8 protein-coding genes are annotated in these 13,041 nt (G+C 61.9%); 5 read left to right on the top strand and 3 right to left on the bottom strand.

What is annotated here, in order from left to right; genetic code table 11:
* Positions 1-77 precede the first annotated feature (77 nt).
* Positions 78-2,024: a 1-deoxy-D-xylulose-5-phosphate synthase gene (gene dxs / locus Q5H93_RS09955; RefSeq protein WP_305006375.1), complete on the top strand. Its 1,947-nt coding sequence runs from the start codon at positions 78-80 to the stop codon at positions 2,022-2,024.
* 82 nt (positions 2,025-2,106) lie between these two features.
* Here the strand turns inward: dxs and Q5H93_RS09950 are convergent, their stop codons facing one another.
* The 3 genes from Q5H93_RS09950 to gltB all read right to left on the bottom strand — a co-directional run bounded on the left by Q5H93_RS09950 (position 2,107) and on the right by gltB (position 8,746).
* On the bottom strand, positions 2,107-2,460 hold the full coding sequence (locus tag Q5H93_RS09950; RefSeq protein WP_305006374.1) for an ASCH/PUA domain-containing protein: 354 nt from the start codon (positions 2,458-2,460) through the stop codon (positions 2,107-2,109).
* 167 nt (positions 2,461-2,627) lie between these two features.
* Positions 2,628-4,106: a glutamate synthase subunit beta gene (locus Q5H93_RS09945; RefSeq protein WP_305006373.1), complete on the bottom strand. Its 1,479-nt coding sequence runs from the start codon at positions 4,104-4,106 to the stop codon at positions 2,628-2,630.
* Between the two features lie 125 nt (positions 4,107-4,231).
* Positions 4,232-8,746 carry a glutamate synthase large subunit gene (gene gltB / locus Q5H93_RS09940; RefSeq protein ID WP_305006372.1) on the bottom strand — a complete coding sequence of 1,505 codons (4,515 nt, stop codon included), beginning with the start codon at positions 8,744-8,746 and terminating at the stop codon, positions 4,232-4,234.
* 238 nt (positions 8,747-8,984) lie between these two features.
* On the opposite strand from gltB, the gene Q5H93_RS09935 reads away from it, so the two are divergent.
* The 4 genes from Q5H93_RS09935 to ureC all read left to right on the top strand — a co-directional run bounded on the left by Q5H93_RS09935 (position 8,985) and on the right by ureC (position 12,995).
* Positions 8,985-9,548: an urease accessory protein gene (locus tag Q5H93_RS09935; protein ID WP_305006371.1), complete on the top strand. Its 564-nt coding sequence runs from the start codon at positions 8,985-8,987 to the stop codon at positions 9,546-9,548.
* 176 nt (positions 9,549-9,724) lie between these two features.
* Entirely contained in the window at positions 9,725-10,462 is a 738-nt protein-coding gene (locus tag Q5H93_RS09930) for an urease subunit beta (RefSeq protein ID WP_305006370.1), read from the top strand.
* 13 nt (positions 10,463-10,475) lie between these two features.
* Positions 10,476-11,270, top strand: a complete 795-nt coding sequence (locus Q5H93_RS09925) for a hypothetical protein (RefSeq protein WP_305006369.1) — start codon at positions 10,476-10,478, stop codon at positions 11,268-11,270.
* A 6-nt stretch (positions 11,271-11,276) separates the two neighbouring features.
* Positions 11,277-12,995 (top strand): urease subunit alpha, encoded by a 1,719-nt coding sequence (gene ureC / locus Q5H93_RS09920; protein WP_305006368.1) that lies wholly within the window; start codon positions 11,277-11,279, stop codon positions 12,993-12,995.
* The last annotated feature ends 46 nt before the right edge of the window (positions 12,996-13,041 follow it).

The following is a 13,041-nucleotide window of genomic DNA, read 5'->3' as shown; positions in this document are numbered from 1 at the left end:
CCCGACGTTTGCTGTCGTACCTTTGCCAACCGCTTGCGCAGTCAGGCGGTTACCCGCTGCCCCCCTATTTTCGCCCGATGATTATTGAACCCGGCCCGCTCCTGGCGGCGATTGACTCGCCCGATGACCTTAAGAAGCTCAGCCCCGAGCAGTTAGTGCAACTCAGCGGGGAGCTGCGCGAGTTCATTGTCGACAGCGTCAGCATCTACGGCGGGCACTTCGGCGCCTCGCTGGGCGTGGTGGAGCTGACCGTGGCCTTGCATTACGTCTTCAATACGCCCCACGACCAGCTGGTGTGGGACGTGGGCCACCAGGCCTACGGTCATAAAATTCTGACCGGCCGCCGGGATAAATTCCCGACCAACCGCCGCTACCACGGCATGTCGGGGTTTCCGAAACGCTCGGAGAGTGAGTACGATGCCTTTGGTGTAGGCCACAGCAGCACCAGCATTGGGGCGGCGCTGGGCATGGCGGTGGCGTCAGATTACAAGGGCGAGAAAGACCGGCAGCACATCGCCGTGATTGGCGACGGGGCGATGACGGCGGGCATGGCGTTTGAGGCCATGAACCAGGCCGGCGTACTCAACAATAACATGATTGTCGTGCTCAACGACAACTGCATGAGCATCGACCCCAATGTGGGCGCACTCAAGGAATACCTCACTGACATCACCACCTCGCGCACCTACAACAAGGTGCGCGACGAGCTGTGGAACGTGCTGGGCAAGCTTTCGAAGTTCGGCCCCAACCCGCAGCAGATTGCCCGCAAAGTGGAGGCCGCCATGAAGGCCACGCTGCTCAAGCAGAGCAACCTGTTTGAGGCGCTGAAATTCCGCTACTTCGGCCCCGTGGACGGCCACGACGTGCAGCATCTCGTGGCAGTGCTCAATGACTTGAAAACCATCCCCGGCCCCAAGCTGCTGCACTGCGTGACGGTGAAGGGCAAGGGCTACGAGCTGGCCGAAAAAGACCAGACCCTGTGGCACGCGCCGGGCTTGTTCGACAAAATCACGGGCGAGATTTACAAGAAGGTGCCCAGCACGCCGCAGCCGCCGAAGTACCAAGACGTGTTCGGCCACACGCTGGTGGAGCTGGCCGAGGCCAACGATAAAATCATGGGTGTGACGCCGGCCATGCCCTCGGGCTCGTCGCTGAACATCATGATGGCCGCCATGCCCGACCGGGCTTTTGACGTGGGCATTGCCGAGCAGCACGCCGTGACGTTTTCGGCCGGATTGGCTACGCAGGGGCTGGTGCCGTTCTGCAATATCTACTCGTCGTTCATGCAACGGGGTTACGACCAGGTGGTGCACGACGTGGCTTTGCAAAATCTGCACGTCGTATTCTGTCTTGACCGGGCCGGGTTTGCCGGAGCCGACGGGCCGACGCACCACGGCTGCTATGACTTGGCCTACATGCGCTGCATCCCCAACATCGTGGTGGCGGCCCCGATGAACGAGCAGGAGCTGCGCAACCTGATGTACACCGCCCAGCTGCCCGAGAATGCCGGGCCGTTCAGCATCCGCTACCCGCGCGGGGAGGGCGTAATGCCGCAGTGGCGCACGCCGCTGCAGCGCTTGGCCATCGGCACAGGCCGGGTGGTGCGCGAGGGCGAGGAAGGCGGCGTGGCCGTGCTCAGCATCGGCCACATCGGCAACTACGCGGTGAAAGCCACCGACGCGCTGGCCCTCGAAGGCATGGACGTGGGCCACTATGACATGCGCTTCTGCAAGCCGCTGGACGAGGAAATGCTGCGCGACGTGGCCCGCCGCTACCGCGCCATCGTGACCGTGGAAGACGGCTGCCTGCCAGGCGGCTTCGGCTCGGCCGTGCTGGAGTTTCTGACGGACCACGGTTTCCACCTGCCGGTGCGCCGCCTCGGTATTCCCGACCGCGTGGTGGAGCATGGCACGCAGGATGAGCTGTATAAGGAATGCGGTTTTGACGCGGCAGGCATTGCCCAGGCCGTGCGTGAGATGGGGCAGAAGGTCGCCGCTGAAGTTCAGGCTACCGTTCTGCTATAACAATCGATTCCAGTCCTTAAAACGACAAAAGCTCTGTGGCCACCGCCGCAGAGCTTTTTTAATTATTCTTTTCTCAGCAAACCTACCAGACCCGGATATCGGTCAGGCCGGTCGGGATGGGCGGTAACTCGCTGAAACCAAGTACGCACCAGTCGGGCTGCACGCCGAAGTTGCCGCCTTGCAGCACGTAGCTCACCCAGCGGGTGATGGCGTGGCCGGTGAAGTCGTTGGCCTCGGGGTCGAACTCGCGCAGAATCAGCATATCGCCAACCTGGAAGTTGCGGTCATTTTCGCGTACGTCGAAGGGCTTGTTGCCCGCAATGACGGCCGCGAAGCAGGCGGGCCAGATTTGCAGCTCGTACGTCTGGCGCTGGGTAGGGTTAGGAGTTTGAAACTGGGGAGCGAAGTGCTCGGGAAATACGGCGGGGGTTGTCATGGTTCTGGTCTTTAAGGGTAAGAATGCACCATTTGACGAGTCTGGTTTTGCGGGCCCGAACGACAATTTTCGGGTCGGCATCTTATCAAAATTACGGAAAATAATACGGTCAATAGGTAACCGCATTAGCGCCAAAGAGTTTCAACGCGGCGCGGTGTCAAACAGTTTCATCCGTTCAGCGTGAGCATCGGCAGGGCGTCCTTGCTGGGCAAAGCCGTCTTACCGGTCAGGAAAATATCGACCTGCCGGGCGGCCTCGCGGCCCTCGGCAATGGCCCACACCACCAGCGACTGGCCCCGGCGCATGTCGCCGGCCACGAATACCTTGGGCTGACTGGTTTGGTAGTCGGCCGTCGAGGCCCGCACGTTGCCGCGCTCATCCAGGGCCACGCCCAGTTGCTCCAGTAGGCCAGTATATTGCGGCGAAGTGAATCCCAGTGCCAGCAGCACCCGCTGGCAGGGAATCTCCCGCTCCGAATTTTCCACCTCCACGAAGCGCAGGCGACGGCCCAGCACGTCCGTTTCCCAGCTTACCTCGCTCACCAACAGCGCGCAGAGCTGCCCATTCTTATCGCCCAGAAACGCCTTGGTATTAACGCCCCAGTAGCGCTGGCAGCCTTCCTCGTGCGAGGTGCTGCTGCGGAAGATGTGCGCCTCCAGTGGCCAGGGCGTGTGGGCGGGCCGCTCGGTGCCAGGCTGGTTCATTAAGGCAAACTGCGTGATGGAACGGGCTTGCTGGCGGTTGGCGGTGCCCACGCAGTCGGAGCCGGTGTCGCCGCTGCCGATGACGACCACGTCCTGGTTGGTGAAGACAAGTGGTTCATCTATAATATCCAGCTTACTTACGCGGCGGTTGTGCTGGGTCAGGTAATCCATCGCAAAATGAATGCCCGCCAGCTCGCGGCCGGGCAGCGGCAAATCGCGCGGCACGCTGGCCCCACCCGCCAATACCACTGCGTCGAAATCGCGCAGCAACTCGGCGGCGGGCAGGTCGCGACCGATTTCCACGCCGCAACGGAATTCGATGCCATCGGCCTTTAACAAGTCGATGCGCCGGTCGATGACCCACTTATCGAGCTTAAAATCAGGAATGCCATAACGGAGCAGCCCGCCCGGCCGGTCGTTGCGCTCAAACACGGTGACGCGGTGTCCCGCCTGCGCCAGCTGCGCGGCCGCCGCCAGCCCCGCTGGCCCCGAGCCCACCACCGCCACCGAGTGGCCCGACTTGAGCAGCGGCGCACCCGGCCGCACATAGCCTTTGGCAAAAGCCGTTTCAATGATGTGCTTCTCAATTTCCTCGATAACCACCGGCGCGTTATTAATGCTCAGCACGCAGGCCGACTCGCAGGGTGCCGGGCAGATGCGGCCGGTAAACTCGGGGAAATTATTTGTTGACGAAAGGATAAGGTAAGCCGCCTCCCAATCCTGCCGGTACACCGCGTCGTTGAACTCGGGGATGATGTTGCCCAGCGGGCAGCCCGAGTGGCAGAAGGGGATGCCGCAATCCATGCAGCGGGCCGTCTGTTGATTGAGCTGCGCCTCAGAATACGCCGCCACGAACTCGTGACTGTGGGCCACGCGCTCCGGGGCTGGCGCTTTGGACGGCAGCTCGCGGGGGAATTGTTTGAAGCCGGTAGGGTTGGCCATTGTCTAAGTGAACTTGTAGAGACGCAATATTTTGCGTCTCGTCGTTACTGATGTTGTTTCGTTGTTAATAATGTGGAGTTGTTCAACGCGAGTCGTTCGACGACGAGACGCAAAATATTGCGTCTCTACCGCGCTTCAGCATACCGTGCCGCCTGCAATACCTTCTTATACTCACTCGGAAACACCTTTACAAACCGCCCCATTTCCTCCGCCCAATTGCCCAGCAGGAAAGCCGCCAGCTGACTGTCCGTAAGCGCCGCGTGCTGCTGCAACAGCGCCAGAATCTGCGTTTCGTCGGTTTCGTCCAGCGGGTCCAGCTCCACCATCTCGGGGTTGCAGTTGGCGGCGAACGAGCCGTCGGGGTCGTACACCCAGGCCAGGCCGCCGCTCATACCGGCGCCGAAATTGCGGCCGGTGCGGCCCAGAATGAGGGCCCGGCCGCCGGTCATGTACTCGCAGCCGTGGTCGCCCACGCCTTCCACCACGGCCGTGGCGCCGGAGTTGCGCACCGCAAACCGCTCGCCCGCCTGCCCGCGCACGAACAGCGCGCCCGAGGTGGCGCCGTACAGCGCCACGTTGCCGATGATGATGTTCTGCTCGGGCACGAACTGCGCGTCAGTCGGCGGAAAAATGGCCAACTGGGCCCCGCTCAGGCCCTTGCCCACGTAGTCGTTGGCCTCGCCTTCCAGCTTAAACGCCAGTCCTTTCACGCAAAACGCCCCAAAGCTCTGCCCGGCCGAGCCGCGGAAAGTGAAGTTGATGGTATTCTCAGGCAGGCCGGCAGCCTGGTAGCGCTTGGTTATTTCGTTGGATAGCAGCGTGCCGATGGTGCGGTCGGTGTTCTGCACGGCGAACTCAGCGAAGACGGGAATGCGCTCGTTTATGGCCGACTGGGCCGTTGCCAGCAGCTGCCAGTCGAGAATATGCGTCAGCCCGTGGTCCTGCGCTTCGCTTTGGTGCAGGGTGCCGCCGCTGGGGTTGGCGCCCGGGTGCAGCAGGCCGCTGAGGTCGAGGGTGCGGGCTTTCCATTGGGGGAGGTGGTCGCGCACTTTCAGAAACTGGCTGCGCCCCACCATTTCCTGCACCGTGTGGAAGCCCAGTCCGGCCATGATTTCGCGCAATTCCTCGGCCAGGAAGCGGAACAGGTTGACGATGTGCTCGGGCTGCCCGGTGAATAGCTTGCGCAATTCGGGGTCTTGGGTGGCTACGCCCACGGGGCAGGTGTTGAGGTGGCACTTGCGCATCAGCACGCAGCCGCCGGCGATGAGAGCGGCGGTAGCTACGCCCCATTCCTCGGCCCCGAGCAGGGCGGCAATAGCTAGGTCGCGGCCGGTTTTGAGCTGGCCGTCAGCCTGCAGCACCACGCGGCTGCGGAGCTGGTTGCGCAGCAGCGTCTGGTGGGCTTCGGCGAGGCCCAGCTCCCAGGGCAGGCCCGCGTGGCGGATGGAGCTGAGCGGCGAGGCCCCGGTGCCGCCGTCGTAGCCCGAAATCAGGATGACGTCGGCGTGGGCTTTGGCGACGCCGGCCGCGATGGTGCCCACGCCCGCCTTGCTCACCAGCTTCACATTGATGCGGGCGGCGCGGTTGGCGTTTTTGAGGTCGAAAATCAGCTGGGCCAGGTCTTCGATGGAGTAAATGTCGTGGTGCGGCGGGGGCGAAATCAGGCCCACGCCGGGCGTGGCGTGGCGCACGCGGGCAATCCATTCGTCCACCTTCGGGCCGGGCAGCTGGCCGCCCTCGCCGGGCTTAGCGCCCTGAGCCATTTTAATTTGCAGTTCATCGGCGTTGGTCAGGTACTGGGCCGTGACGCCGAAGCGGGCCGAGGCAATCTGCTTAATGGCCGAGCGGGCCGAGTCGCCGTTTTCCAACCGCTCGTCGCGCAGCGGGTCTTCGCCGCCCTCGCCGGTATTGCTCTTGCCGCCGATGCGATTCATGGCAATGGCGAGCGTGCTGTGCGCCTCGTGCGAAATCGAGCCAAACGACATCGCGCCCGTGGCAAAGCGCCGCATGATGCTTTCCACCGGCTCCACTTTATCAAGGGCAATGGCCGGGCGGTGCCGGGCAAAATCCAGCAGCCCGCGCAGGGTGAACTGCCGCTCGGGCTGCTCATTCAGCAGCCGCGCATACTTCTGATAGAGTGCGTAATCGTTGGTGCGCGTGGCGTGCTGCAGCAGATGCACCGTCTCGGGGTTAAACATGTGCGCCTCGCCCCGCCGCCGCCACTGGTACACGCCACCGTCGGGCAGCAGGGCCGGCTCGTCGGCCGAGTTAGCGCGGAAGCCCTGGAAGTGCTTGTGCAGCGTTTCGCGGGCAATTTCATCGAAGCCCAGCCCGCCGATGCGCGTCACGGCCCCGGTGAAGCAGTGGTCCACCACGGTCTGGTTCAGCCCCAGAATCTCAAACACCTGCGCGCCGTGGTAGCTCTGCAAGGTGCTGATTCCCATCTTGGAGAAAATTTTCAACAGTCCGTCGCACACCGATTTGACGTAGTTTTTCGCCAGCTGCCCATAGTCCAATTCAGTATGCAGCCGCCCGCTGGCCTGCATGGTCTGCACCGTGGCCAGCGCCAGGTAGGGGTTGATGGCCGTGGCCCCGAAGGCCAGCAGGCAGGCGAAATGGTGCACCTCCCACACATCGCCGGCTTCCACCACCAGGCCCACCGAGCCCCGGTAGCCGTGCCGGATAAGGTGGTGATGGACAGTAGAAACGGCCATCAGCGAAGGGATGGGCGCGTGCTCCGAGTCGAGCGAGCGGTCGGATAGAATGATGACCTCGAAACCATCCTCCACCGCGTCCACGGCGTAGCGGCAGAGGCGGTCGAGGCCGCGTTGCAGTGAACCGGGCTGGCCGTCGGCCTTGAAGTAGGTGAGCAGCGTTTTGGCGTGAAAAAGCCCGGTATCGATGCTGCGCAGCTTCTCCAGCTCGTGGTTGGCGAGGATGGGCTGCGGCAGGTACACGCAGTGGCAGTGCATTTTATCCTCGTCGAGGATGTTGCCGTTGTTGCCGATGAAGGTGGCCAGGCTCATCACCAGCCGCTCGCGGATGGGGTCGATGGGCGGGTTAGTGACCTGGGCAAAAAACTGCTTGAAGTAGCTGCTCAGGTGCTGCGGCTGGTCGGAGAGCACGGCCAGCGGCACGTCCACTCCCATCGAGCCGATGGGCTCCTTGCCATCTAGTGCCATCGGCGTGATGATGCGGTCGATATCCTCGCGGGAGTAGCCGAAAACCTGGTGGTATTTGAAAACCGCCTCAGCCCCAAGGTCGCTGAAAACCTGGCGCGGCTCGGGCAGCTCTTCCAGGCGTATCTGGTACTCGTTCAGCCACGCGCCGTAGGGTTGACGGCTGGCGGCCTGGGCTTTGAGCTGCTCGTCGGTAATAATCTGGCCCGCTTCGGTGTCCACCAGCAGCATCTTGCCGGGCTGCAGGCGACCCTTGCGCAGCACGCGGGCGGCTGGCAGCGGCAGCACCCCTGCCTCCGAGGCCACGATGATGCGGCCGTCGTCGGTGAGAGCGTAGCGCAGGGGGCGCAGGCCGTTGCGGTCGAGCATGGCCCCAATCATCTTGCCGTCAGTGAATAATAGCGCCGCTGGCCCATCCCAAGGCGCCATAAACGTGGCGTGGAACTCGTAAAACGCCTTCTTGAGCGGGTCCATCTGGGTGTTGCCGTCCCAAGCTTCGGGCACCAGCATCATCATCACGTGTGGGAGCGGCCGGCCGCAGTGCAGTAGGATTTCGATTATATTGTCGAGACAGGCCGAATCCGACTGATTTTCATCGATTACCGGCAGTAACATCTCCATTTCCTCTTCTGAGAAATAAGGCGAAGTGTAGGACCGCAGCCCGGCAAAAAACCAGTTCAGGTTGCCGCGCAGGGTGTTGATTTCGCCATTGTGCGCCAGCAGGCGGAAGGGGTGGGCCAGCTGCCAGCTCGGAAAGGTGTTGGTCGAAAACCGCGAATGCACCAGCCCGAAACCCGAAATCACTCGCTCGTCGCTCAGGTCGGGGTAGTAGGCGCGTACCTGATGCGTCTTCAGCTGGCCTTTGTAAACGATGGTTTTACAGGAAAATGAAGGAAAGTAAAAGTCGTCCGCGCCCGGCACCGTGGCCCGCACGTCCTTGCTGATAAGCCGCCGCAGCACGTAGAGCTTGCGCTCGAAGTTCTCGGCCGTAGCCAGCCCCGTCGGCCGCCCCACAAACACCTGCTCGATGGCCGGCTCCGCCGCCAGCGCCGTCTGCCCGATACCGGCCGGGTTGGTGGGCACCGGCCGGTAGCCCAGTAGCGGCAGCCCCAACTGCGCCGCCGCCGCGCCGATGACGACGCGGCAGGCTGCCCGCACCGCCTCATCCTTCGGCAAAAACATCATCCCCACGCCATAAGCTCCCGGTTCGGGCAGGCGGATACTCAGCGCCGTACATTCCTCCAGCAGAAACCAGTGCGGCAGCTGCAGCAGCAGCCCCGCGCCGTCGCCCGAGTCGGGGTCGCAGCCGCAGGCGCCGCGGTGCTCCATGTTTTCGAGCATCGTGAGGACGTCGGTCACCATCTGGTGCGTGGGAGTGCCGCGCAGCGAGGCAATGAAGCCGGTGCCGCAAGCATCGTGTTCAAATTCGGGTCGGTACAGGGTGGGGGAGGCGTCCATCATCTTCTTTTCAACTAGCTCAAGCGGCCGCCCACACCGTGCTTTCCGGCGACCGAAATGGAAATATACAGCCCGCATTCGGCAAATGCCAGCGGGTAATACTCATTTTGCGCAAAAACAGCAGAAAAATAAAATCAACCCCTAAAAATTAGGGGCAATTTCAGACCGACAACTACCTTTAGGCGCAAACTGCCCCCATATGCAAGCCCTATTGCCGATATTATTTGCTTCTGTCGCCGGAATGGGTCACGCTTTTGAACCCGACCACCTGCTGGCCGTGGGCAACCTCATCTCGCGCCGCGACACCCTGGCCGAAGCCCTGCGCGACGGGATTTTCTGGGGCCTGGGCCACACTACAATGCTGGTAATCGTCGGCTCGCTCATCCTGCTGGGCCGCCTCACCTTCCTCTCCTCGCCCTACTTCGAGGCGGCCGTCGGCGCCATGCTCATCGTCATGGGCATCACCCGCCTGGTGAACCAGCGCAACCCCACCAAAATGCGGCCGGGCACCTCGCAGTCGCGGGCAGCCTTCGCGGTGGGGTTGCTGCACGGGCTGGCGGGCAGCGGCGCGCTGGTGCTGTTGGTGATGAGCGGCATCAAGAGCATTGGCCTGAGCTTGCTGTATTTCCTGCTGTTCGGGTTAGGCTCGGTGCTGGGGATGTTTGTGATGGCGGGGCTGTGCAGCGTGCCCTTTACCAAGCGGATGAAGATTAGTCGAACCTTGAAATTCAGTACGATTACGCTATCGTCGCTGCTGTGTATTGGGTATGGCGGGTGGATGATTCATGGGAATGTGCGATGGTGAATCAAGCGTCGTGCGCCCGTCAACCTCACCCCCTGACCCCCTCTCCAAAAAAGAGGGGGCACCGGAAATGCTCCTGACAAATTTTACATTAGAATTACCCTCACGAACCGGTGCCCCCTCTTTTTTGGAGAGGGGGTCAGGGGGTGAGGTTTCGCGTGAACGATAAACGCCCTCCCATGCACCTCGCCCCCAAAGACCTCGACAAGCTCATCCTGCACCAGGCCGGTTTCGTGGCCCAGAAGCGCTACGCCCGCGGCCTGCGCCTCAACTACCCCGAGGCCGTGGCCCTGCTCGCCACGCAGCTGCTCGAGTTCATCCGCGACGGCGAGCGGGTGGCCGCGCTCATGAACAAGGGCAAGCAGCTGCTGGGCTTCGCCGACGTACTGCCCGGCGTGGCCGAGCTGCTGGCCGAAGTCCAAATCGAAGGCACCTTCCCCGACGGCACCAAGCTCGTAACCGTGCATCACCCCATCTGCCGCGAGGCCGGCGACCCCGCTCTGGCCCTCTACGGCTCGGGCCTGCACCGGGCCGTGCCCCCCACCGCGCCGGCGGCCGCCAGCTCCTGCGAGCCCGGCGAATACCTGCTGCGCGAGGAGGATATCATCCTCAACGACAACCGCGAAACGGTGGAAATCGAAGTGGTCAACCTGGGCGACCGGCCGGTGCAGGTGGGCTCGCACTACCCGTTCTTCGAAACCAACACGGCCCTGCGCTTCGACCGGGCGGCGGCCTACGGCTTCCGGCTCAACATCCCGGCGGGTACGGCCGTGCGCTTCGAGCCGGGCGAGCGCAAGCGCGTTACCTTAGTGGCGCTGGCCGGCGAACGGATTGTGTATGGGGGGAATGGGTGGATTAATGGGGAGTTGGGGGAGGAGAATAAGCAGGCGGCGTTATTTAAGACACAAACTCACTAAAAAACCTTACTTTATGCCAGTTTCTTGCCCAGAAGTAGGTATTGCACCTGACCCAAATGCCGTTTTGTGGCGGTATATGGAATTAGACCGTTTCAAATCCTTTTTGGACCAAAAAGCTCTGTTCTTTAGTCGTGCTGATAAATTCTCGGACCCATTTGAAGGCTCTATTCCTAAAAAGGAGCATGATTTTCGGCCTGAGATGCATCGAGCAATGGCTAGGCATTATGGCAATGAGCCTGATGAAGAGCAAATAGCCAAGAGTATTGCGGACTTGGCTTACACTCACATGATGTTTCGGCGCATTCATGTTGTAAACTGCTGGCATAACAACTCTAATGAGTCCGATGCTATGTGGCGGTTGTACTTAAAATCAAATGAAGGAGTAGCCATTCAGACTACTACCGCTCGGTTAATTCAATCACTCGAAGGAACTGCTCAAGACATCGACATTAGTAAGGTAAGATACCTTGACTATGACAAAGGTGTTTTTTATGGTGCAGATTATCCACACCGCAGCTATAACATGTTCATGCCGTTAATTCACAAGCGGAATGAGTTTATTCATGAGCGGGAGGTTAGAATAATTCATCAAGTTAGAGAAGCTGAAAATGACCTTGAATTTTGGGATAAACAGCCATCTGACAAGGGGATGTTTATCAAGTTGGACATTGGCATTCTGGTTGACAAAGTCATTTTACCACCAACCAGCGATGAAAAAGTTAGGCAAGAGGTAGAGTTCTTAATCAAGAGCCGGGGCTACGATTTTGAACTTGAAAAATCTACCCTTTCTAAGTCCGCTTATTTTTAATAGAATATGCCCCTCCCCCTCTCCCGCCGCGCCTACGCCGAGATGTACGGCCCCACCACCGGCGACCGGGTTCGCCTGGGCGATACCGATTTGCTGATTGAGGTCGAGCACGACTACTGCGTGTACGGCGAGGAATGCAAGTTCGGCGGCGGCAAGGTGCTGCGCGATGGCATGGGGCAGGCGGCCGGAATCAGGCCCGACGAGGCGCTGGATTTGCTTATTACCAACGCCCTGGTGCTCGACTATACCGGCATCTACAAGGCCGATGTGGGCCTCAAGGGTGGGCGCATCGTGGGCATTGGCAAGGCCGGCAACCCGCACATCATGCCCGGCGTGACGCCCGGCCTGGTGGTGGGCGTGACCACCGAAGTGGTGGCCGGCGAGGGCCGAATTCTGACGGCCGGCGGCATCGACTGCCACATTCACTTCATCAGTCCGCAGCAGGTGCCGGAGGCGCTGGCCTCGGGCCTCACCACCATGATTGGGGGCGGCACCGGGCCGGCCGCCGGCACCACCGCCACCACCTGCACGCCGGGCGCCTTCTACCTCGAAATGATGCTGCGGGCCACCGACGCCTACCCGCTCAACTTCGGCTTCCTGGGCAAGGGCAATGCCTCGAAACCCGAGGGCTTGCGCGAGCAGGCCGAGGCCGGGGCGCTGGGGTTCAAGCTGCACGAGGACTGGGGCACCACCCCGGCGGCCATCGATATGTGTCTCAGCATCGCGGAGGAATACGACGTGCAGGTGTGTATCCACACCGACACGCTGAACGAGAGCGGCTTCGTGGAAACCTCGACGGCGGCCTTCAAGGGGCGCACCATCCACTCGTACCATACCGAGGGCGCGGGCGGCGGGCACGCGCCCGACATCATCAAAATCTGCGGCGAGCCGAACGTCATTCCCTCGTCCACGAACCCCACGCGGCCCTTCACTGTCAACACCATAGACGAGCACCTCGACATGCTCATGGTGTGCCACCACCTCGACCGCAACATTCCCGAGGACGTGGCCTTCGCCGAAAGCCGCATCCGGGGCGAAACCATTGCCGCCGAGGATATTTTGCACGACATGGGCGCGCTGAGCATCATCTCGTCCGACTCGCAGGCCATGGGCCGGGTGGGTGAGGTCATCACCCGCACCTGGCAAACGGCCCACAAGATGCGCCAGCAGCGCGGCCCGCTGCCCGAAGACGCCGCCACGGGCCGCGCCGACAACTTCCGCGCCCGCCGCTACGTGGCCAAGTACACCATCAACCCCGCCCGCGCCCACGGCATCGCCCACGAAGTCGGCTCGGTGGAGGTGGGCAAGCTGGCCGACCTTGTGCTCTGGAAACCCGCCTTTTTCGGCTCGCGGCCGGAGATGATTCTCAAGGGCGGCATCATCGTGCAGTCGCAGATGGGCGACGCCAACGCCTCGATTCCGACGCCGCAGCCTTCCTTTTCGCGGCCCATGTTCGGGGCGCTGGGCGGGGCCGTGGGGCAGTCGTCGCTGGTGTTCGTGAGCGCCGCCTCGGTGGCGAAGGTGGAGGCCGACTACGGCCTGAGCAAGCGCGTGGTGGCCGTGCGCGGCTGCCGCAGCGTGACGAAAAAGGACATGGCGCTGAATGACTACCTGCCCAATATTGCCGTGGACCCGGAGACTTATCGGGTGACGGTGGACGGGGTGCATCTGACCTGCGAGCCGGTGGCGGTGCTGCCGTTGGCGCAGCTGTATAATTTGTTCTAGCGTTCAACCCCACCCCCCGGCCCCTCGCCGCTTAATGCGCGGAATC

This window comes from Hymenobacter aranciens, assembly GCF_030580865.1.
Taxonomy (GTDB): Bacteria; Bacteroidota; Bacteroidia; order Cytophagales; family Hymenobacteraceae; genus Hymenobacter; species Hymenobacter aranciens.
The sequence above is the reverse complement of the archived record's forward strand: the minus strand, read 5'-3'. Positions and strand labels throughout refer to the sequence as shown.

Excerpts from the sequence above, each read along its gene's own strand:
- dxs (WP_305006375.1), top strand. The coding sequence starts at position 78 with ATGATTATTGAACCCGGCCCGCTCCTGGCGGCGATTGACTCGCCCGAT.
- Q5H93_RS09950 (WP_305006374.1), bottom strand. The coding sequence starts at position 2,460 with ATGACAACCCCCGCCGTATTTCCCGAGCACTTCGCTCCCCAGTTTCAA.
- Q5H93_RS09945 (WP_305006373.1), bottom strand. The coding sequence starts at position 4,106 with ATGGCCAACCCTACCGGCTTCAAACAATTCCCCCGCGAGCTGCCGTCC.
- gltB (WP_305006372.1), bottom strand. The coding sequence starts at position 8,746 with ATGATGGACGCCTCCCCCACCCTGTACCGACCCGAATTTGAACACGAT.
- Q5H93_RS09935 (WP_305006371.1), top strand. The coding sequence starts at position 8,985 with ATGGGTCACGCTTTTGAACCCGACCACCTGCTGGCCGTGGGCAACCTC.
- Q5H93_RS09930 (WP_305006370.1), top strand. The coding sequence starts at position 9,725 with ATGCACCTCGCCCCCAAAGACCTCGACAAGCTCATCCTGCACCAGGCC.
- Q5H93_RS09925 (WP_305006369.1), top strand. The coding sequence starts at position 10,476 with ATGCCAGTTTCTTGCCCAGAAGTAGGTATTGCACCTGACCCAAATGCC.
- ureC (WP_305006368.1), top strand. The coding sequence starts at position 11,277 with ATGCCCCTCCCCCTCTCCCGCCGCGCCTACGCCGAGATGTACGGCCCC.